15 protein-coding genes, 1 tRNA gene and 3 pseudogenes are annotated in these 19,513 nt (G+C 68.6%); 9 read left to right on the top strand and 10 right to left on the bottom strand.

Annotated features, from left to right (window positions below; genetic code table 11):
* Positions 1 to 106: 106 nt before the first annotated feature.
* Positions 107 to 2,701: an ATP-dependent chaperone ClpB gene (gene clpB / locus LNW71_RS16260; protein ID WP_250968883.1), complete on the bottom strand. Its 2,595-nt coding sequence runs from the start codon at positions 2,699 to 2,701 to the stop codon at positions 107 to 109.
* A gap of 196 nt (positions 2,702 to 2,897) precedes the next feature.
* On the opposite strand from clpB, the gene LNW71_RS16255 reads away from it, so the two are divergent.
* Complete coding sequence (locus LNW71_RS16255; protein WP_250968882.1) at positions 2,898 to 3,302, top strand: TIGR03618 family F420-dependent PPOX class oxidoreductase; 405 nt, start codon at positions 2,898 to 2,900, stop codon at positions 3,300 to 3,302.
* 99 nt (positions 3,303 to 3,401) lie between these two features.
* On the opposite strand, the gene LNW71_RS16250 is transcribed toward LNW71_RS16255, so the two are convergent.
* Both LNW71_RS16250 and LNW71_RS16245 read right to left on the bottom strand, forming a co-directional pair.
* The gene (locus tag LNW71_RS16250; RefSeq protein WP_250968881.1) at positions 3,402 to 3,722 is read right to left on the bottom strand and encodes a (2Fe-2S)-binding protein; all 321 of its coding nucleotides are present in this window, start codon (positions 3,720 to 3,722) and stop codon (positions 3,402 to 3,404) included.
* Positions 3,719 to 3,979, bottom strand: a complete 261-nt coding sequence (locus tag LNW71_RS16245; protein ID WP_250968880.1) for a hypothetical protein — start codon at positions 3,977 to 3,979, stop codon at positions 3,719 to 3,721. Before LNW71_RS16245 ends, LNW71_RS16250 begins: the two co-directional genes overlap by 4 nt.
* A gap of 139 nt (positions 3,980 to 4,118) precedes the next feature.
* Between LNW71_RS16245 and LNW71_RS16240 the strand changes: the two genes are divergently transcribed.
* Entirely contained in the window at positions 4,119 to 5,102 is a 984-nt protein-coding gene (locus tag LNW71_RS16240; RefSeq protein ID WP_250972032.1) for a helix-turn-helix transcriptional regulator, read from the top strand.
* Between the two features lie 246 nt (positions 5,103 to 5,348).
* Here the strand turns inward: LNW71_RS16240 and LNW71_RS16235 are convergent, their stop codons facing one another.
* The 4 genes from LNW71_RS16235 to dnaK form a co-directional block, all read right to left on the bottom strand.
* Entirely contained in the window at positions 5,349 to 5,795 is a 447-nt protein-coding gene (locus LNW71_RS16235) for a heat shock protein transcriptional repressor HspR (RefSeq protein WP_250968879.1), read from the bottom strand.
* A 1-nt stretch (position 5,796) separates the two neighbouring features.
* Positions 5,797 to 6,990 (bottom strand): molecular chaperone DnaJ, encoded by a 1,194-nt coding sequence (gene dnaJ / locus LNW71_RS16230; RefSeq protein ID WP_250968878.1) that lies wholly within the window; start codon positions 6,988 to 6,990, stop codon positions 5,797 to 5,799.
* Positions 6,991 to 7,059: 69 nt separating this feature from the next.
* Positions 7,060 to 7,722 carry a nucleotide exchange factor GrpE gene (grpE, locus tag LNW71_RS16225; protein ID WP_250968877.1) on the bottom strand — a complete coding sequence of 221 codons (663 nt, stop codon included), beginning with the start codon at positions 7,720 to 7,722 and terminating at the stop codon, positions 7,060 to 7,062.
* On the bottom strand, positions 7,719 to 9,578 hold the full coding sequence (gene dnaK / locus LNW71_RS16220; RefSeq protein ID WP_250968876.1) for a molecular chaperone DnaK: 1,860 nt from the start codon (positions 9,576 to 9,578) through the stop codon (positions 7,719 to 7,721). Before dnaK ends, grpE begins: the two co-directional genes overlap by 4 nt.
* 385 nt (positions 9,579 to 9,963) lie before the next feature.
* Here dnaK and LNW71_RS16215 point away from each other — a divergent pair, with 385 nt between their 5' ends.
* The 5 genes from LNW71_RS16215 (at position 9,964) to LNW71_RS16195 (ending at position 16,954) form a co-directional block, all read left to right on the top strand.
* Positions 9,964 to 10,626 carry a sugar transferase gene (locus LNW71_RS16215; RefSeq protein ID WP_250968875.1) on the top strand — a complete coding sequence of 221 codons (663 nt, stop codon included), beginning with the start codon at positions 9,964 to 9,966 and terminating at the stop codon, positions 10,624 to 10,626.
* A 101-nt stretch (positions 10,627 to 10,727) separates the two neighbouring features.
* Complete coding sequence (locus LNW71_RS16210; RefSeq protein ID WP_250968874.1) at positions 10,728 to 12,995, top strand: (Fe-S)-binding protein; 2,268 nt, start codon at positions 10,728 to 10,730, stop codon at positions 12,993 to 12,995.
* A gap of 271 nt (positions 12,996 to 13,266) precedes the next feature.
* Entirely contained in the window at positions 13,267 to 14,472 is a 1,206-nt protein-coding gene (locus LNW71_RS16205; RefSeq protein WP_250968873.1) for a VCBS repeat-containing protein, read from the top strand.
* A 126-nt stretch (positions 14,473 to 14,598) separates the two neighbouring features.
* A complete protein-coding gene (locus tag LNW71_RS16200; protein ID WP_250968872.1) occupies positions 14,599 to 15,513 on the top strand; it encodes a YIP1 family protein in 915 nt (304 codons plus the stop codon).
* A 340-nt stretch (positions 15,514 to 15,853) separates the two neighbouring features.
* Positions 15,854 to 16,954 (top strand): potassium channel family protein, encoded by a 1,101-nt coding sequence (locus LNW71_RS16195; RefSeq protein WP_250968871.1) that lies wholly within the window; start codon positions 15,854 to 15,856, stop codon positions 16,952 to 16,954.
* 229 nt (positions 16,955 to 17,183) lie between these two features.
* Here LNW71_RS16195 and LNW71_RS16190 read toward each other — a convergent pair whose 3' ends face one another.
* Positions 17,184 to 17,696, bottom strand: a complete 513-nt coding sequence (locus tag LNW71_RS16190; protein ID WP_250968870.1) for a phosphoribosyltransferase — start codon at positions 17,694 to 17,696, stop codon at positions 17,184 to 17,186.
* A gap of 5 nt (positions 17,697 to 17,701) precedes the next feature.
* A pseudogene (gene dcd, locus LNW71_RS16185) lies at positions 17,702 to 18,276 on the bottom strand (dCTP deaminase).
* A 488-nt stretch (positions 18,277 to 18,764) separates the two neighbouring features.
* Here dcd and LNW71_RS16180 point away from each other — a divergent pair.
* Positions 18,765 to 18,838, top strand: a tRNA-Gly gene (locus tag LNW71_RS16180).
* Between the two features lie 95 nt (positions 18,839 to 18,933).
* Here LNW71_RS16180 and LNW71_RS36965 read toward each other — a convergent pair.
* Positions 18,934 to 19,161 (bottom strand): annotated as a pseudogene (locus LNW71_RS36965) (helix-turn-helix domain-containing protein); the annotation flags it as partial.
* A gap of 51 nt (positions 19,162 to 19,212) precedes the next feature.
* Here LNW71_RS36965 and LNW71_RS16170 point away from each other — a divergent pair.
* A pseudogene (locus tag LNW71_RS16170) lies at positions 19,213 to 19,389 on the top strand (YdcF family protein); the annotation flags it as partial.
* Between the last annotated feature and the right edge of the window lie 124 nt (positions 19,390 to 19,513).

Genomic DNA, 19,513 nt, shown 5'->3' with positions numbered 1-19,513 from the left:
CGGGGCATGGCAAGCCCGCACGGCCCCGATCCGCCACAAGCTGATATCCAGCAGGTGGGGACCGGGGCCGCCGACGCGTTCCGGGCCGGGATGGCGTGCGCCGCGGTCAGGCCGCGGGGCCCACGATCAGGCCGTCGCCGACCCGGTCCACCCGTACCGTGTCGCCGTCGGTGACCTCGCCCGCGAGGATCTCCTTCGCGAGCCGGTCGCCGATCGCCGTCTGGATGAGCCGGCGCAGCGGCCGGGCGCCGTAGGCCGGGTCGTTGCCCTCCTCGGCCAGCCAGGCCAGGGCGGCCGGGGTGACGTCGAGGGTGAGCCGGCGGTCCGCCAGCCGCTTGGCGAGCCGGTCGATCTGCAGCCCCGCGATGTGGGCGAGCTCGTCGCCGGACAGGGCGGAGAAGACCACGAGGTCGTCGAGCCGGTTCAGGAACTCCGGCTTGAACGAGGCCCGCACCACGTTCATGACCTGCTTCTTCTTCTCCTCGGGCTTGGTCAGGGGGTCGACCAGGTACTGGCTGCCGAGGTTGGAGGTCAGGATCAGGATGGTGTTGCGGAAATCCACCGTCCGGCCCTGTCCGTCGGTGAGCCGGCCGTCGTCCAGGACCTGGAGCAGGATGTCGAAGACCTCGGGGTGGGCCTTCTCGACCTCGTCCAGCAGGACCACGCTGTACGGGCGGCGGCGGACGGCCTCGGTGAGCTGACCGCCCTCCTCGTAGCCGACGTAGCCGGGCGGGGCGCCGACCAGCCGGGCGACGCTGTGCTTCTCGCCGTACTCGCTCATGTCGATGCGGACCATGGCCCGCTCGTCGTCGAAGAGGAAGTCGGCGAGTGCCTTGGCCAGCTCGGTCTTGCCGACGCCGGTCGGGCCGAGGAAGAGGAACGAGCCGGTGGGCCGGTCCGGGTCCGCGATGCCGGCCCGGGTGCGGCGCACCGCGTCGGAGACGGCCTGCACGGCCTCGGTCTGTCCGATGAGTCGCCTGCCCAGCTCCTCCTCCATGCGCAGCAGCTTCTGGGTCTCGCCCTCCAGCAGCCGCCCGGCCGGGATGCCGGTCCAGGCGCCGACGACGTCGGCGATGTCGTCCGGGCCGACCTCTTCCTTGACCAGGGTCTCCTTGGGCTCCTTCGCGGCTTCCTGTTCGGCCTCCGCGGCCTCGGCCAGCTCCCGCTCCAGGCCCGGGATCTCCCCGTACAGCAGCTTGGAGGCGGTGTCGAAGTCGCCGTCACGCTGGGCCCTTTCGGCCTGCCCGCGCAGCTCGTCGAGGCTCTCCTTCAGCTCGCCGACCCGGTTGAGGCCCTGCTTCTCCTTCTCCCAGCGGGCGTTGAGGCCGCGCAGCTCCTCCTCCTTGTCGGCGAGGTCGCGGCGGAGCTTGTCCAGACGCTGCTTGGAGGCGGCGTCGGACTCGTTCTTGAGGGCCAGCTCCTCCATGTGCAACCGGTCCACGGCGCGCTGGAGTTCGTCGATCTCGACGGGCGAGGAGTCGATCTCCATCCGCAGCCGGGAGGCCGCCTCGTCGACGAGGTCGATGGCCTTGTCGGGGAGGAAACGGGAGGTGATGTAGCGGTCGGAGAGGGTCGCGGCGGCGACCAGCGCGGAGTCCGCGATCTGCACCTTGTGGTGGGCCTCGTAGCGGCCCTTGAGCCCGCGCAGGATCGCGATGGTGTCCTCGACGGACGGCTCCGCCACCAGCACCTGCTGGAAGCGGCGCTCCAGCGCCGGGTCCTTCTCGATCCGCTCGCGGTACTCGTCGAGCGTGGTGGCGCCGACCATCCGCAGCTCGCCGCGGGCCAGCATGGGCTTGAGCATGTTGCCCGCGTCCATGGCGGAGTCACCGCCCGCGCCCGCCCCCACGACGGTGTGCAGCTCGTCGATGAACGTGATGATCTGCCCCCCGCTCTCCTTGATCTCGGAGAGGACGGTCTTCAGCCGCTCCTCGAACTCGCCGCGGTACTTCGCGCCCGCAACCATGGCGCCCAGGTCCAGCGAGACGAGCCGCTTGTTCTTGAGGGACTCGGGGACGTCGCCCTTGACGATGCGCTGGGCGAGCCCTTCGACGACGGCCGTCTTGCCGACGCCGGGCTCGCCGATGAGCACCGGGTTGTTCTTGGTCCGCCGCGAGAGCACCTGCACGACACGGCGGATCTCCTGGTCGCGCCCGATGACCGGGTCGAGCTTGCCCTCACGGGCCGCCGCGGTGAAGTCCGTACCGAATTTCTCCAGGGCCTTGTACTGGCCCTCCGGGTCCGGTGTGGTCACCCGGCGCCCTCCCCTGCTCTTCTCGAATGCGTCCAGCAGCTTCTTCGCACTGGCTCCCTGACGGTCGAGGATCTCACCGACGCGGCCGCCCTCGGCCGCGATGCCGATGAGCAGGTGCTCGGTGGAGATGTAGTCGTCGCCGAGCTCCTTCGCCCGCCGTGCCGCGTCGGAGATGACGGAGAGCAGCTCGCGGTTGGGCTGGGGCGGGGCGACGGTCGACCCGGTCACGCTGGGCTGCGCGGCCAGCAGCCGCTCGGTCTCGCTGCGTACGGCGATCTGGTCCGCCTCGACCGCGGCGAGCAGATCGACGATGTTCTCGTTGTCCTCGCCCGCGAGCAGCGCAAGCAGTAGATGCCCCGGGGTCAGATCGGGGTGCCCGTCCTTCACGGCCCTGGTGGTGGCCGCGTTGATGGCGTCCCGGCTCCTGTTGGTCAGCTCGGCGTCCACGTGCGCTTTCTCCTCCTTGCGATGGCTGGCCCGTACTCGGTGATGACACGGTCAACGTGCACAAAGTTGAGTCTATTCCACTCAAGGCAAGAACGGGCCCACTCCCGCGCCGTTCCGTGCCCCTTGTCCGAGTGAACCGGCCGGTGCGCCTGCCCGCCACCGCAGAACGGCGCGCCCGCTGCCTACCCTTGGCCCCATGGCAGTCGACGTACGCAACCCCGGTCCCGAGTACCTCGCCTTCTGGCGCGAGCACCATCTGTGCACCCTCACCACGCCCCGCCCCGACGGCACCCCGCACGTGGTCCCGGTGTGCGTGACGTACGACCCGGAGGCCGGCCTCGCCCGCATCATCACCAACAGGAAGAGCCGCAAGGTCGCCAACATCCTGGCCGCGGGTCCGGAGGGTGCCCGCGTCGCGGTCTGCCAGGTGCACAAGCGCCGCTGGGCGACCCTGGAGGGCGTCGCCAGGGTGCGTACGGAGCAGGACAGGGTCGACGACGCGGTACGCCGTCACACGGAACGCTACGAGCGCACGCCGTCACCCAACCCGGACCGGGTCGTCATCGAGATCACCCTGGACCGGGCGCTCGGCCGGGGCTGACCGCGTACGGGCACAGCACAACGGCGCCACCGTGTTCAGGTCACGGTGGCGCCGTTGTGTGGGGGAGTGTCTGAGCGACGTGGAACGACGGGGGATCGCTCAGGCACTGCGGGGGGTGGCGGCGATGGCTTCAGGCTCGAACAGCTGGTGGTCACGCTGCGCGAGGTTCACAAAAATCATGTCGTACCGAATCGCACAACGCACGGGCTGCGGGGCGCCACGCGGCTTGCGGAGACAGCGGTAGGCGCGGACTTCGCCGTCGTCCTCGCGGGCGACGACGACCGGGTCGCCGAACAGAGTGACCATCAACGAATCACCACGGTGGGGGAGTGCCGTGACGAGGTCGATGAAATGCCACCCTGAGCGGTACGCGGTTGCCATCTCGCGCCTGAATGTCCGGTCGTCCGGCGGGGTGGTCATGCTGCTGTGTTCACACTGGCGGGCTGAGTGGTCCAGCCGATGTCGCCCGAATTGACGGCCGGGGCGGTCCAGCCGATGTCGCCGGGAGCGGCAGCCCGGACAGTCCAGCCGATGTCGCCGGAGCCGGCGGACAGGACAGTCCAGCCGATGTCTCCGGCAGCGGCAGCCCCCTCGCTGCCCTGACCGATGCCGCTGCCGCCCAGCAACCCGATACCCAGGGCCGCAACGAACGAGGCGGCAAGCGCCGAGCGAAGCATTCGCTTATACATAGTCGGCTTCGTCCTCACTTGTGGATTCTTCTCCCCCGCACCTAAGACGATGTCCCACCTGGGCACGCGAACACCACTGAGTAGATGCATCATGTTCCTGCATGTTCAGGAACCTGGGGGTGAAGATATGACCGCAAATAACACAAAGCCGACACATCCTCACGGGATCACCGAACTGTGCGAGGCGGGAGGGCGTCTTTACGCCAGCGCATTGCGTCTGGGACGCATCGCGCGCGCCGAAGTCGAACCGGCGCCCTGCCTGATGGAGTTCGCCCTGCTCCATCCCGACCCCGACGACCCTGCCTGGCTCCGGCCGGTCCCGCCGTCAGCGGCCCTCGCACAGCATCTGCATCCCGTGGAGCGCGAGATCCTGGAGCGCCGCCGGCACTCGGTCCAGCTGACCGAATCGTTCGAGCCTTTCATGGACATCAGCGCCCAGGGCCCGCCGACCACCCACGCCATCACGGTGCTGGAGGGGGTCAACCGGATCAACGCCGCTCTCGATCTGGCCACCGCAGAGTGCCGCACCGAGGTGCTCACCGTCCAGCCCGGCGGCGGCCGAATCGAAGATCGCCTCAGCAAGTCGCTGGAACGCGGCCTGTCCGTGGTCGACCGCGGGGTCAGCATCCGCACGCTCTACCAGCACACCGTGCGCCACAGCCCCAGCACGCTCGCGTACGCGGACCGGATGGCTGACGGCAACGTCGAGATACGGACGCTGGAGGAGCTCATCGAGCGCCTCATCGTGTTCGACCGGACCGTGGCCTTCATCCCCGCCCAGGACGATCGCCAGGTCGCCCTGGAACTGCGCCACCCCGGACTCGTCGAGTACCTGGCCAACGTGTTCGAGCAACTCTGGAGCCGGGCGGCCCCGTTGCGCGAAGAGGTCAAGTACGACCCGACGCCGTTGGGCATCAGCGGGGTCCAACGCTCCATCGCCCAGCTCCTCATAGAAGGCCACGTCGACGATTCCATCGCCCGTCGTCTCGGCATGAACGTCCGCACCTGCCGGGCCCACGTCGCCAAGCTCGCCGCCGCACTCGGCAGCAACAGCCGTGCACAGCTCGGTTACCTGATCGCCCAGTCAGGAATCCTGGATCAGGACTCCTGACCGAGGGCACCCAGCAGATCTTCTCCCCCGCGTCGGGGGTGTGCCCGCGCAAAGGGGAGAGCGTGGCCACGCCCTGGATCAGCCGGGGAACTCCCTGCTCCCCGACCCGCCCGCATCGCCCCCGGGACCAGGCCTCCACCAGCATCATCCTGCTGCACCGCCGACGGCGCTCGCCGCGCACGGAGAAGCCCGCCACCCCTGAGAATCCGGGATGACGGGCTCCGTCCGCGGGTGGTCGAACCCCGCTCAGTCCTTCGGCCGCTTGGGCCGCCAGACGACCAGCGCGCTGGTCTGCTGCACGTCCTGGTAGGGCACCAGGTCGCGCCGGTACGAGGCGTGCACCTGCGCCTCGCGCTGCTGCAAAGCCGCGTCCGCACCGTCCACGGCCGCCGAGAGCTCGGCGATCCGCTGCTGGAGGGCCGCGACCTGGTTCTCCAGTTCGATGATCCGCTTGATGCCGGCGAGGTTGATGCCCTCGTCCTGCGACAGCTGCTGCACGGTGCGCAGCAGCTCGATGTCACGGGCCGAGTAGCGTCTGCCGCGCCCGGCCGTGCGGTCGGGCGAGACCAGGCCGAGGCGGTCGTACTGGCGCAGCGTCTGGGGATGCAGGCCCGAGAGCTGGGCCGCGATCGAGATCACGTACACCGGGGATTCATCGGTCAGCTGGTACGGATTACGTCGGCGGCCGTCCATCTCACGCTCCCTTCGCTGCCTGGAACAGCTCCGCCCGCGGGTCCTGGTCCGCGGTCGCCTTGCGATAGGCCTCCAGGGCGTCCCGGGCATCCGTACCCAGGTCCGTGGGGACCGTCACCTCCACGGTGACCAGCAGGTCGCCGCGGGTGCCGTCCTTGCGCACCGCACCCTTGCCGCGGGCGCGCATGGTGCGCCCGTTGGGGGTGCCGGCGGGAAGCTTCAGGGTGACCGGCGGCCCGCCGAGCGTGGGCACCTTCACCTCGCCGCCGAGCGCCGCCTCCGTGAAGGTGACGGGCACGGTGACCGTGAGGTTGTCGCCCTTGCGGCCGAAGACCGGGTGGGAGTCGACGTGGACGACGACGTAGAGGTCGCCGGCCGGTCCGCCGCGCTCGCCCGGGCTGCCCTTGCCGCGCAGCCGGATCCGCTGGCCGTCCAGCACGCCCGCCGGAATCCTCACCTGCATGGTCCGCGAGGACTTCGCCCGGCCGCTGCCCTTGCAGACGTCACAGGGGTCCTGGGCGATGAGGCCGCGGCCCTTGCAGTCCACACAGGGATCGGTGAGCGAGAACCCGCCACCGCTGCCGCGCGAGACCTGACCGGTGCCGACGCAGGTCGGGCAGACCCTGGGGGTGCCGTTCTTGTCGCCGGTGCCGGAGCACGCCTTGCAGGGTGCCTGGCTGGACATCCGCAGCGGGACCGTGGCCCCGTCGACCGCCTCGGTGAAGCTGAGCGTCACCTCGGACTCGATGTCCTGGCCGCGGCGCGGCTGCACGCGGGTGCCCGCACCGCCGCCCCGGTTGAAGAGGCCGCCGAAGACGTCGCCCAGGCCGCCGCTGCCGCCGCCGAAGCCGCCGGCTCCGCCGCCCTGGCCCCCGCCCGGGGCACCTCCGAAGAGGTCCCCCAGGTCGAAGTTGAAGTTGCCTCCGCCACCACCGGGTCCGGCGCGGAAACCGCCGTTGCCGAAGAGGGCGCGCGCCTCGTCGTACTCCTTGCGCTTCTTGGTGTCACCGAGGATGTCGTTGGCCTCGGAGATCTCCTTGAAGCGCTCCTCCGCCTTGTTGTCACCCTTGTTGGCGTCCGGGTGGAACTCGCGGGCGAGCTTCCGGTACGCCTTCTTGATCTCGGCGTCGGTGGCGTCCTTGGGGACGCCGAGAACCTTGTAGTAGTCCTTCTCGACGAAGTCCTTCGTGCTCATCGACGTCCCTCCTTCCGGACGACCGGCCAGGTGGCCGGGCGGTGTACTGCCAGGTGGTCGGACAGAATGTCAGACCTCCTCGCCGCCACCGCTCTCCTCGTCACTTGCCTGCTCTTCCTTCGCGTCCTTCGCGGTCGCGGGTGCCGCCCCCGGCTGGGGTTCGGCCACCGCCACCCGTGCGGGACGGATGGTGCGCTCGCCGATGCGATACCCGGGCTGCAGGATCGCCACGCAGGTCGTCTCGGTGACGTCCGGCGCGTACGAGTGCATCAGGGCCTCGTGGATCGTCGGGTCGAAGGGCTCGCCCTCCTTGCCGAACTGCTGCAGGCCGAGCTTGGCGACGACCGTCTCCAGCGATTCGGCCACCGACTTGAACCCGCCCACGAGCTCGCCGTGCTCACGGGCCCGGCCGACGTCGTCGAGCACGGGCAGGATCTCGGACAGGAGACCCGCGACAGCGATCTCCTTGACCGTGACCCGGTCCCGGTCCACGCGGCGACGGTAGTTCTGGTACTCGGCCTGGAGCCGCTGGAGGTCGCCCGTGCGCTCGGAGAGCGCGGTGCGGACCTGGTCCAGCTGTGCCGTCAGACCGGCTGTCTGGTTCGCGTCCCCGGCCGGGGCCGCCGCCTCCTCCGAAGAGGGGGTGGCGGCGGCCTCGGTCTCGGCGTCGTCAGAGGTGGCGCCGGAGGGGACGTCGGGCTTCTCCTCGAAGCCCGGAGTCTCCTCGGTCACGCCGCACCGCCCTTGGTGTCCTTCTCGTCGTCGACGATCTCGGCGTCGACGACATCGTCCTGGGCGTCGCCCTGGGCCTGCTCGGCACCCGGCTGCGCGTCACCCTGCGGGCCGCCCTCGGCCTGGGCGTTGGCGTACATCGCCTGGCCCAGCTTCTGGGAGACGGCCGCGACCTTCTCGGTGGCGGTACGGATCTCGGCGGTGTCCTCGCCCTTGAGCTTCTCCTTCAGCTCGGTGAGCGCGGTCTCCACCTCCGTCTTCACGTCGCCGGGGACCTTGTCCTCGTTGTCCTTAAGGAACTTCTCCGTCTGGTAGACGAGCTGCTCGCCCTGGTTGCGGGACTCGGCGGCCTCGCGGCGACGGTGGTCCTCGTCCGCGTACTGCTCGGCCTCTTCACGCATCCGGTTGACCTCGTCCTTCGGCAGCGAGGAGCCACCGGTGACGGTCATCTTCTGCTCCTTGCCGGTGCCGAGGTCCTTGGCAGCGACGTGCATGATGCCGTTGGCGTCGATGTCGAACGCGACCTCGATCTGCGGCACGCCACGCGGGGCCGGCGGCAGACCGGTCAGCTCGAACATCCCGAGCTTCTTGTTGTACGCCGCGATCTCGCGCTCGCCCTGGTAGACCTGGATCTGCACGGACGGCTGGTTGTCCTCGGCCGTCGTGAAGATCTCGGAACGCTTGGTCGGGATCGTGGTGTTGCGCTCGATGAGCTTCGTCATGATCCCTCCCTTGGTCTCGATACCGAGGGACAGCGGGGTGACGTCGAGCAGCAGGACGTCCTTGACCTCGCCCTTGAGGACACCGGCCTGGAGCGAGGCGCCGATGGCGACGACCTCGTCCGGGTTCACACCCTTGTTGGCGTCCTGGCCGCCCGTGAGCTCCTTGACGAGCTCGGCGACGGCCGGCATACGGGTCGAGCCACCGACGAGAACGACGTGGTCGATCTCGGAGAGCTGGATGCCCGCGTCCTTGATGACGTTGTGGAACGGGTTCTTGCAGCGGTCCAGGAGGTCCGCGGTGAGCTGCTGGAACTGCGAGCGCGTGAGCTTCTCGTCCAGGTGCAGCGGGCCCTCGGCCGACGCCGTGATGTACGGCAGGTTGATCGAGGTCTCCGTCGAGGACGACAGCTCGATCTTCGCCTTCTCCGCGGCCTCGCGCAGACGCTGGAGAGCCATCTTGTCCTTGGACAGGTCCACGCCGTGTCCGTTGGCGAACTGCTTCACCAGGTAGTCGACGACACGCTGGTCCCAGTCGTCACCACCGAGGTGGTTGTCACCGTTGGTGGCCTTCACCTCGACGACGCCGTCGCCGATCTCCAGGAGGGACACGTCGAAGGTGCCGCCACCGAGGTCGAAGACGAGGATCGTCTGGTCGTCCTTGTCGAGCCCGTACGCCAGCGCGGCGGCGGTCGGCTCGTTGACGATACGCAGGACGTTCAGGCCCGCGATCTCGCCGGCCTCCTTCGTCGCCTGACGCTCGGAGTCGTTGAAGTACGCCGGGACGGTGATGACCGCGTCGGCCACCTTCTCGCCCAGGTAGGACTCGGCGTCACGCTTCAGCTTCTGCAGGATGAAGGCGCTCATCTGCTGCGGGTTGAAGCCCTTGCCGTCGATCTCGATCTTCCAGTCAGTGCCCATGTGGCGCTTGACCGAACGGATCGTCCTGTCGACGTTGGTGACCGCCTGACGCTTGGCGACCTCGCCTACCAGTACCTCGCCGTTCTTCGCGAAGGCGACGACGGACGGCGTGGTCCTGGCGCCTTCGGCGTTGGTGATGACGGTGGGCTCGCCGCCTTCGAGAACGCTGACGACGGAGTTAGTCGTGCCCAGGTCGATGCCGACCGCACGTGCCATTTCAATTCCTCCAACTGACTACTTGAGTGGATCTGGCTCAAGGATGCATGACCTGAGTCCCAGAGTCAAAGGACCTGAGCCGAGTCGACTCAACTATTGTGCATGCACCGCGCGCCACCTGCGATTTCTCGCCTTCGTGACTGCGCACACACGCCGCATACGGGTCACTCCCGGGACGGATCCCGAGTCGATTCCGGGCGACACCTTCCCGCGGCGGGGGCCACACACCCCTCCCCATCATCGCGTCATGGGATCGTTCTGTCACAAAATGCCGTGAGCCACGCAAAACCGGCATCCGATCCGACTCCAGGCAGCCGACCCCAGGCAGGTGCGAACGATGCAGATGCACAGGCAGCGGCAGAGACAGAGGCAAGGGCAGGGGCCGATGCCTAGACCGAGGCAGCCGAGGCGCACATGGCAGCCCCCGCGACCACCCCTCGCGGCGCGCGCCCTCGGCAGACTGAGAGCACTGGCCCCGGCGCCACCGCCGCGCCCCACCGCCAAGCGCACCCTGGACCTGACCCTCGGCTCGGCCCTGCTGCTCCTGGTCGCTCCCCTGCTCGCCGTGGCCGCCCTCGCACTCGCCGTGCAGGGGCACCCCGGCGGCGTACTGACGCGCTCCCCCCGGACCGGACTGGCGGGCAGGACCTTCACACTGCGGTCACTGCGCACCCGGCGGCTGCGGCTGGACGTGCTCTCCCGGCTCCCCCACGTCCTGCGGGGCGAGCTCTCACTGGTCGGCCCCGCACCGCTCGCGCCGGGTGACGAACGGGGCCGGGCCGCCGGCGCGCGACACTGGCGGCAGGAACTGAAGCCCGGCCTGACCGGCCTGGCGCAGGTACGCCACCGCTCCGCGATGCCGTGGAACGAGGCAGCCCTGCTCGAACAGCACTACGCCGAGCACCACCGGGTCGCCATGGATCTGGCGATCCTGACGGAGGCCGTACGCACACCCCTGCGCGGGGCGGTCCGCGGCCTCACCCGGCGTGGCCAGGCTTACCTGAGCGACACAGATCACCGCCTGCCCGGCTACAGCGCGGCGGAATAAGTGGATAGTGTCAGCACAGACTGATTAAGTTACTGCTTAGTAATCCCCAGTACTCGCTAGTAGACGCTGGAACCCACCCTCGCAGGCCCGAGGAGCCCCCAATGCAACTCGCCGCGATCATCGTGTCGCTGGTGCTGACCGTGGTCGGCGTTGCGCTCATCGCCCGAGCCGTCGCGCAGATCTACCGGTTCGTCACGCTCGGACAGCCGGTCCCGGCCGGCAGTCGCACCGACGACTACAAACGGCGCACGATCACCCTGGCCAAGGAGTTCGTCGGCCACACCCGGATGAACCGATGGGGGATCGTCGGTGTCGCGCACTGGTTCGTCGCCGTCGGCTTCCTGACCCTCGGCCTGACGATCCTCACGGCGTACGGCCAGCTGTTCAAGGCCGACTGGGTCCTGCCGGTGCTCGGCGGCTGGCTGCCGTACGAGGTCTACACGGAGTTCATCGCGCTCGCGACGACCGTGGGCATCCTCGTCCTCATCGCGATCCGCCAGCTGAACCTCCCCTCCCGGGCCGGCCGCAAGTCGCGCTTCGCGGGCTCCAAGATGGGCCAGGCGTACTTCGTCGAGGCGGTCATCCTCCTCATCGGCCTGGCGATCATGACCCTGCGCGGGCTCGAGGGCGCGCTGCACCACGTGGACGGCTACGAGGCCGCGTACTTCGCGTCGTACCCGCTGGTCGCCGCCTTCAAGGGGCTGGACCTCGGCACGCTGCAGAACCTCGTCTACCTCACCGCCATGATCAAGCTCGGCGTCACCATGGCCTGGGCGATCACGGTCGGCCTGAACACCAACATGGGTGTGGCCTGGCACCGCTTCCTCGCCTTCCCCAACATCTGGTTCAAGCGCAACGCCGACGGCGCGGTCGCGCTGGGCGCGCTGCAGCCCATGACGTCGGGCGGCAAGGAGATCGACTTCGAGGACCCGGGCGAGGACGACGTCTTCGGCGTCTCCCAGGTCGAGCAGTTCTCCTGGAAGGGCATCCTCGACTTCTCGACGTGCACCGAGTGCGGCCGCTGCCAGTCGCAGTGCCCCGCCTGGAACACGGGCAAGCCGCTCTCCCCGAAGCTCCTGATCATGTCCCTGCGCGACCACGCGCACGCCAAGGCCCCGTATCTGCTGGCCGGCGGCGGCAAGGACATGGAGGGCAACGAGAAGGCGACCGAGGAACAGCTCAAGGACGTTCCCGCGGCCGCACTCGCGGAGGCCGAGCGCCCCCTCATCGGCACCGCCGAGGAGAACGGCGTCATCGACCCGGACGTGCTCTGGTCCTGCACCAGCTGCGGCGCGTGCGTGGAGCAGTGCCCGGTCGACATCGAGCACATCGACCACATCGTCGACATGCGCCGCTACCAGGTGATGATCGAGTCCTCGTTCCCGTCCGAGGCGGGCACGATGCTCAAGAACCTGGAGAAGAAGGGCAACCCCTGGGGGCTCGCCAAGAAGCAGCGCGTCGAGTGGACCAAGGAGGTCGACTTCGAGGTCCCGATCGTCGGCCAGGACGTCGAGGACCTCAGCGAGGTCGACTACCTCTACTGGGTCGGCTGCGCAGGAGCCCTGGAGGACCGCGCCAAGAAGACGACGAAGGCCTTCGCGGAGCTCCTCCACATCGCGGGCGTCAACTTCGCGATCATGGGCGGCGACGAGAAGTGCACCGGTGACTCGGCCCGCCGCCTGGGCAACGAGCCGCTGTTCCAGCAGCTCGGCCAGGAGAACGTCGCGATGCTGAACATGGCGTTCGGCGAGGACGACGAGGACGACTCGACGAAGAAGGCGAAGTCGTCGAAGAAGATCGTCGCGACCTGCCCGCACTGCTTCAACACCATCGCGAACGAGTACCCGCAGCTCGGCGGCGAGTACGAGGTCATCCACCACACGCAGCTGCTCCAGCACCTGGTGGACGAGGGCAAGCTGGTCCCGGTGACGCCGGTCGAGGGTCTGATCACCTACCACGACCCCTGCTACCTGGGCCGTCACAACAAGATCTACACGCCCCCGCGCGAGATCATCGCCAAGGTCCCGGGTCTGCGGAACGAGGAGATGCACCGCCACAAGGAGCGCGGCTTCTGCTGCGGCGCCGGTGGTGCCCGGATGTGGATGGAGGAGCGGATCGGCAAGCGCATCAACAACGAGCGCGTCGACGAAGCCCTCTCCCTGAACCCGGACATCGTCTCCACCGCCTGCCCGTTCTGCCTGGTCATGCTGACCGACTCGGTCAACGGCAAGAAGAACGACGGCAAGGCGAAGGAGTCGATCCAGGTGGTCGACGTCTCGCAGCTGCTGCTCGACTCGGTGCGGACCCCGGCCGATCCGGCGGGCGAGCCGGAGTCGGTGGACGCACCGGAGCCGGAACCGGTGAAGTAACCGGTACTGCGCCACAGCGGTGCACAAGCGGCCGGACCTGCCTCGGGGGCAGGACCGGCCGCTTCTGCTTTCCCGCCCCGGTGACGCATCATGTGGGACGGCCACCGCGCCGGGACGGGTGCGCACCGGCGGGGGACGTGCGGGGGCGTACGGGGGACGTACGGACTTGTCAGGCAGACGCGAGGCGTACGGCCTGCGAGACATGCGAGACGCGCTGGGCGTACGAGGCCTGCAAGGCGTGCGAGGCGGAAGAAACGGACGAGGTACTCCTGTGCGGATACGTATCGCCAAGGCACCGGGCAGAGGGACGGCCAGGACGGCGACGGCCAGGGCGGTGGTCACCACCGCGGCGGTCGGGGCCGCTTGCGCACTCCTGCTGACGGCCTGCACGGGCTCCCCCGCCTCCCCGGCCTCCCAGGGCTCCAAGAACGGCGACGCCCCGCCCACCGCCCTGTCCGGCCTGGCGGGTGCGGAGCGGCGCCCCGTACCGCGCGGCAGCGGCAGCCACACGCCGGACGACTTCAACGGGGACGGTCACCGCGACCTCGTCCTGAACAACCTGGTGAAGCCCGCGGCCGACAGTCACGGCGACGACGCCGGCATCGGCATCGTGTACGGCTCCGCCGCCCGTGGCCTCGACCCGTCGGTACGCCAGCTGCTCAGCGCACACGCGAACGCCGCCAAGATCGGCGACACCCTCCCCTCGGCGTTCGACGCCGAGGCCTCGTGCGACCTGGACCAGGACGGCTTCACCGATCTGATCGTGGCCACCGACCCCCCGTACAACGGCATCGGCCGCCCGCCCGTGCCGCTGCAGATCCTCTTCGGCTCCCCCGCGGGCCTCACCGGCAAGGCGGTCGCGCTCCGCATCCCGGACCGGGCCCGCTTCGGGAACGAGTGGCCCGACCACCCCGTCTGCGGTGACTTCGACGGCGACCGGAAGCCCGACCTGGCCGTGACGGCGAGCTCGGGCCGGTTCAGCTTCCTGCGCGGCCCGTTCACCCGGGACGGCCGCCCGCACGCCGCCGGGGGCACCATCCCCGGCGCCGGCCCGGCGCTGGCCGCCCCCGAGCCCCGGGCGGACACGAACGACGACGGCTACGACGACCTGGTGTACGCCGCCCGCCCCCACGACCCCGGTACCGCCGCCAAGGGCACGCTGCTGCTCGGCAGCCCCGACGGACCGGCACGGCCGGGCGGCACGTACCGCTTCAGGGCCCCGGCAGAAGTACTCCCGGCCGCCCCGCTACGGGACAAGGCGGCGAGCGGCTCCTCGCCCTCCGCCCCCGCCTCCGCCCCCGCCCCCGCAGAAACGGCCCTCCTCATCCGCTACGCGGACTTCGACGGCGACAAGAGCCCGGACACGGTTGTCCGCACCCACCGGGGCGAGACGGCCGACCTGATCGCGCTGTACCCGGCGGCGACCCCGGACCGCCCGCTGATCACGTTCACCAGCGCGCTGTTCGGCGCCCGCTGAAAACCCCCGGGGCCCTGTGGACAGCCCCCGGGGTTCCCTTAGGGGATGTCACAGGTAGGCAGCAAAGGCGGTCCAGTTCCCCTGCCCCTCCCTCCCGACCCCGGTGGACCAGGTACGTTCGATTACGTGGCTGGATTCAGGATCGGACGCGGCCGGGACAACCGCACCCCGCAGCAAGCGCAACAGCAACCGCGGCAGCAGCCGTACGGCAATCAGGCACCGCCGCCGTACGGACAGCAGCCATGGCCGCCGACGGGAGGAAACGGCGCCCCGCACCAGGGCGGCGGCTACAACGCCGCCCCCGGTTCCCGGAACGGCCCGGGCTACAACGGCGGCGGAGCCGACGAGCCGGAGTACTTCGGCGACCCGTACCCGCAGCCCCACCAGGGCGACCCGTACGCCAACAGCCCCGGCCACACCCAGGCCTTCAGCATCAACGAGGACCCGTACGGCGACGGCAACACCTACCGCGCCGGCCAGGCCCCCGTCCAGCCCACGGGCCCACGCCTGCACTGGAAGCAGCTGCTGAGCGGCATCGTGACGCGACCGGGCCCGACGTTCTGGCAGATGCGCGACTACCCCGTCTGGGGCCCCGCGCTCATCGTCACGTTCCTCTACGGCCTGCTGGCGCTGTTCGGCTTCGACCAGGCCCGCGACGACGCGATCCACTCACCGGTCGGCACCGCCATCCCCTACGTCGTCATCACGGGCATCGGCTTCGTGATCGGCGGCCTGGTACTCGGCGCGGTCACCCACACCCTGGCCCGCCAGCTCGGCGGCGACGGCGCCTGGCAGCCGACGGTGGGCCTCTCCATGCTGATCATGTCGATCACGGACGTCCCCCGCCTGGTCTTCGCGCTCTTCCTGGGCGGCGAGAACTCCGTGGTCCAGATCCTCGGCTGGATCACCTGGCTGGCCGCGGCGGCACTGCTCACCTCGATGGTGAGCAAGTCCCACGACCTGCCCTGGCCGAAGGCGCTGGGCGCCTCCGCGATCCAGCTGGTCGCGCTGGTGTCGATCCTCAAACTGGGCACGATCTGAGCTGAACAGAGCCGATAAGACCCCCGGGGCCATGGGCCCCGGGGGTCTTATCATCGCTCCAACGTCGTGCTTTGACGGGCAGGTCCACAGACTGCCCGACTCGCCGGAAGCTTAAGGGGCCATGATCACTCGCCCCGAAGCAGCTCCAGCCCAAAGCCGCTCCGCCGACCGCGTGGTCCGGTTTCCGATGCGTTCCCGCAGGAACGGGACCCGCTCACCATGATCAAGAGAGCGGCAGGCGCCTGAACAGCTAAAATGAGACAGCAAGCCCAACGAGCAGACCTGGCTGTGCCCTCAATCAGGCCTTGATCTCGGTCACTCGGCTGCGAAGGACGCTCCCATGACGTCGGAGACCACCTCGGTCGCGCAATCCGGGCAGGACTCGGTAGTCATCGCCAGCTTTGACAACCGCCATCGCGCCGAACACATGCTGGCATCGCTCGGACGAGGCTTCCGCAGGAAAGCCCGCAAGGACGGCACAAATGCCGTGGTGATCAGAGGAAACGCCGACGGCTCGCTGAGCCTGACCCAGTCTCGCGTGCTCACAGCCGACGGCCTTGCCAATGCCCTGTTCCGCATCTCCGTCTCCTGGATGATCGGATTCATGGGGCTGCTCTCCGCGCTGAAGGGGGCAAAGGTGGGGCACACGCCGCTGGAGTGCGTAAAGGACACGTCGGAACCAACGCGCAACACGCGCAGAGGATCCTCGCAGAGGCCGGCCCTCATGCCGCCATCACGCTGGTTCGCTGCAAGGACACAGAAACACGGCAGATGGTCGTCACAGCAGCGGCCGAACGCGCGAGAGACAGTTGGGATGGCTCACTCACAGAGCTCCTCGCCACCCTCGAACCTGGCAGTGCCCACGATTGGGTGCGCGCTGCCGTCGATGAGTCCTCCCACACGCATACGACCAGTGACTGACAGAACTGGCCCCACCCGGCCCCCGCGCGGCATGATCGTGCGGGCTGTTCTGCGGATCGCGGGATGCGTCACCGTTCTGATGACCTTGTACTTTCTGCTGCCCCTGGATCACTACTCGCCCTGGTTCGCCGTCACGATCCTGGTCATCGGGTTGGTCGCGTTCATGGCCCTGGTCGGATTTCAGGTCCGCTCGATCATCCGCTCGCCGTTCCCTGGACTGAGGGCCGCCGAAGCCCTGGCCATCAGCGTTCCGTTGTTCCTGCTTCTGTTCGCCAGCACCTACGTCGTCATGGCGACGATGTCGACCAGCAACTTCGGCGGGCCCCTCACGCACACGGACGGGTTGTACTTCGCCGTCACCGTCTTCTCAACGGTCGGCTTCGGCGACGTCACGGCCAAGAGCGAGGCAGCCCGGCGCGTGGTCACCGGGCAGATGATCGCTGATCTCGTCATCCTCGGGCTTGCGATCAAGGTCATCATGGGTGCGGTCAGTCGGCACCGACAGCCGGGAGACTCCTGAGGCACCCGGCCGGCCCGGAGCCGCACCCACTGGTGCCGTTCCATAGCTGACGGGAAACCACAGTGCCTGACAGATAGCGCACATGAGTACGGCCCCGACCGACTTACCCGGTCAGGGGCCGTTCACCTGCGGTGGGTGTGGGATTTGAGCCCACGGTGACGTCGCTGCCACGACGGTTTTCAAGAGCGCTCGGGACATCAACAACCATCGCGGCCTAAGCAGCCACAGGTCAGAGAGCTTCCCTCGACGGAGTGACCGGCTCCCCCGACCTACGTACTGGAGGCAGGACACTCCACGGGAAGTTGATCCAGCGATCGGTCTTCTTCCACACGTACTCGCACTTCACGAGCGAGTGCGACTTCTCGTAGATGACCGCGGAGCGCACCTCGGCGACGTGATCGATACAGAAGTCACGCACCAGCTTCAGCGTCTTCCCGGTATCGGCGACATCGTCGGCGATGAGGACCTTCTTGTCCGAGAAGTCGATGGCGTTGGGCACGGGCGCCAGCATGACCGGCATTTCGAGGGTGGTGCCGACCCCGGTGTAGAACTCGACGTTCACCAGGTGGATGTTCTTGCAGTCCAGCGCGTAGGCCAGCCCGCCCGCGACGAAGACCCCGCCACGCGCGATGCTCAGCACCACATCCGGCTCGTACCCGTCGTCGGCGACGGCCTGCGCCAACTCGCGGACGGCATGCCCGAAACCGTCGTACGTCAGGTTCTCCCGCATGTCATCACTCATCGGCGTCACACCTGCGTCCGGTGGAAGTTCATGTACGAGCGCGACGCGGTCGGACCGCGCTGCCCCTGGTAACGCGACCCGTACCGCTCGGAGCCGTACGGGAACTCCGACGGGGAACTCAGCCGGAACATGCACAGCTGGCCGATCTTCATCCCCGGCCAGAGCTTGATCGGCAGCGTCGCCAGATTCGACAGCTCGAGGGTCACGTGCCCGGAGAACCCGGGATCGATGAACCCGGCGGTCGAATGCGTCACCAGCCCGAGCCGGCCGAGCGAGCTCTTGCCCTCCAGCCGCGACGCGAGATCGTCGGGCAGCGAGATGACCTCGTACGTCGAGGCGAGCACGAACTCACCGGGATGGAGGATGAACGCCTCGTCCCCTCCGGCTCGACGGTGCGGGTCAGATCGACCTGCTCGACGGCCGGATCGATATGCGGATAGCGGTGGTTCTCGAACACCCGGAAGTAGCGGTCGAGCCGCACATCGATGCTCGAGGGCTGCACCATCGACGTATCGAACGGATCAATACGTACGCGTCCGGCGTCGATCTCGGCCCGGATGTCCTTGTCTGAGAGAAGCACCCACCGAGGATACGCAGAACGCGCGGGCCCACCCTCATCGGGCCGCCCCGCGCGCCTGTCGTCACCTTCCCGCAGGCTCTACCGCTCCTCGAACACCACGGGCACGGCTTGCCGCAACCGGGCGCAACGAGGACAGCGGATGAGCCGCCCGGGACCGATCCGCCCGGACCCGAGCTGCTGCATCGGGAACGAAGCGGTAGTGAAAACGTGCCCTTCGGCACAGCGGACGACGGTGCGCTCCATGGAGTCCATCAAGTCCCTTCCCCATCAAGCCGTGGACGAGAAAGCCACATTAGGGGATGAACAGGACGCCACTCCACGCGGCACTCCGACAACCCACGCTACGCCCCCAACTCCCGCCCCCGTCACCCGCATCCGCCCCCGACACGACACGCCACCACCACGGCCGACGCCCGGACTCGCGTCTCGGGGGGCCTGCGATGGGGTACAGTGTGGGACGATGCGTCGCTGGTCAGCCAGGACGTCACGCGGGTGTAGTTTAATGGTAGAACATGAGCTTCCCAAGCTCAGAGCGCGAGTTCGATTCTCGTCACCCGCTCCATGAAAAAGCCCCAGGCCAGTGGCCGGGGGCTTCTTCGTTGTCTGACCTGAGTCGGAGATTCGTCGGCAATAGGCGGCAACCTTGTCGAGGATCTCGATCACCCGCTCGACATCGGCATCGGTGATCTTCCGCGGCACGCCCGGACGTGGGTCGTCACACAAGCCGTCCGGGCCCCGTTCGAGGAAACGGCGTCGCCAGGTGCGGACCGTGTACGGAGTGTTCCGCAGCCGGCGGGACACCTCCATGATCGAGTGGCCCTCGGCGCACTCCAGCACGATCCGCGACCGCTGGGCGAGCGCCTGGGCCGTCGAACCGCGCTGCACCCAGCCCTCCAGAAAAGCCCGTTGCGCATCAGCCACCGACAAAGGCGGAGTGACGCACGTCTGGTGATCGACATGCTTACGGGCACGCTGCAGCGACTGATGATCTACCCGGATCAGGGATTCATGATCCGCCAGCCCGTACCTGCCGACGCAACCGAGGCGTACGAGCGACTCCGCCAAGCCGGCTTCACCAGTCGACTCCTGCCGACCGATTCGCACTCTGCTTGACCGAGGCCATGAGCTGCTACAGGGTTTCTCTACCTCATCAAGGCACCCGGCTCTGGCTGCGCCCGCGCTCCTGCCTTCGGCCCGCTCGGCGCTGCCGCCGCCGACGCGCGCCCGCTGTGTAGAC

The sequence above is a fragment of the Streptomyces sp. RKAG290 genome, from assembly GCF_023701695.1.
GTDB lineage: Bacteria > Actinomycetota > Actinomycetes > Streptomycetales > Streptomycetaceae > Streptomyces.
The sequence above is the reverse complement of the archived record's forward strand: the minus strand, read 5'-3'. Positions and strand labels throughout refer to the sequence as shown.

Coding starts and splice junctions, on each gene's coding strand:
- LNW71_RS16255 (WP_250968882.1), top strand. CDS start 2,898: ATGGCAGTCGACGTACGCAACCCCGGTCCCGAGTACCTCGCCTTCTGG.
- LNW71_RS16250 (WP_250968881.1), bottom strand. CDS start 3,722: ATGACCACCCCGCCGGACGACCGGACATTCAGGCGCGAGATGGCAACC.
- LNW71_RS16245 (WP_250968880.1), bottom strand. CDS start 3,979: ATGCTTCGCTCGGCGCTTGCCGCCTCGTTCGTTGCGGCCCTGGGTATC.
- LNW71_RS16240 (WP_250972032.1), top strand. CDS start 4,119: ATGACCGCAAATAACACAAAGCCGACACATCCTCACGGGATCACCGAA.
- LNW71_RS16235 (WP_250968879.1), bottom strand. CDS start 5,795: ATGGACGGCCGCCGACGTAATCCGTACCAGCTGACCGATGAATCCCCG.
- dnaJ (WP_250968878.1), bottom strand. CDS start 6,990: ATGAGCACGAAGGACTTCGTCGAGAAGGACTACTACAAGGTTCTCGGC.
- dnaK (WP_250968876.1), bottom strand. CDS start 9,578: ATGGCACGTGCGGTCGGCATCGACCTGGGCACGACTAACTCCGTCGTC.
- LNW71_RS16215 (WP_250968875.1), top strand. CDS start 9,964: ATGCCTAGACCGAGGCAGCCGAGGCGCACATGGCAGCCCCCGCGACCA.
- LNW71_RS16210 (WP_250968874.1), top strand. CDS start 10,728: ATGCAACTCGCCGCGATCATCGTGTCGCTGGTGCTGACCGTGGTCGGC.
- LNW71_RS16195 (WP_250968871.1), top strand. CDS start 15,854: ATGACGTCGGAGACCACCTCGGTCGCGCAATCCGGGCAGGACTCGGTA.
- LNW71_RS16190 (WP_250968870.1), bottom strand. CDS start 17,696: ATGAGTGATGACATGCGGGAGAACCTGACGTACGACGGTTTCGGGCAT.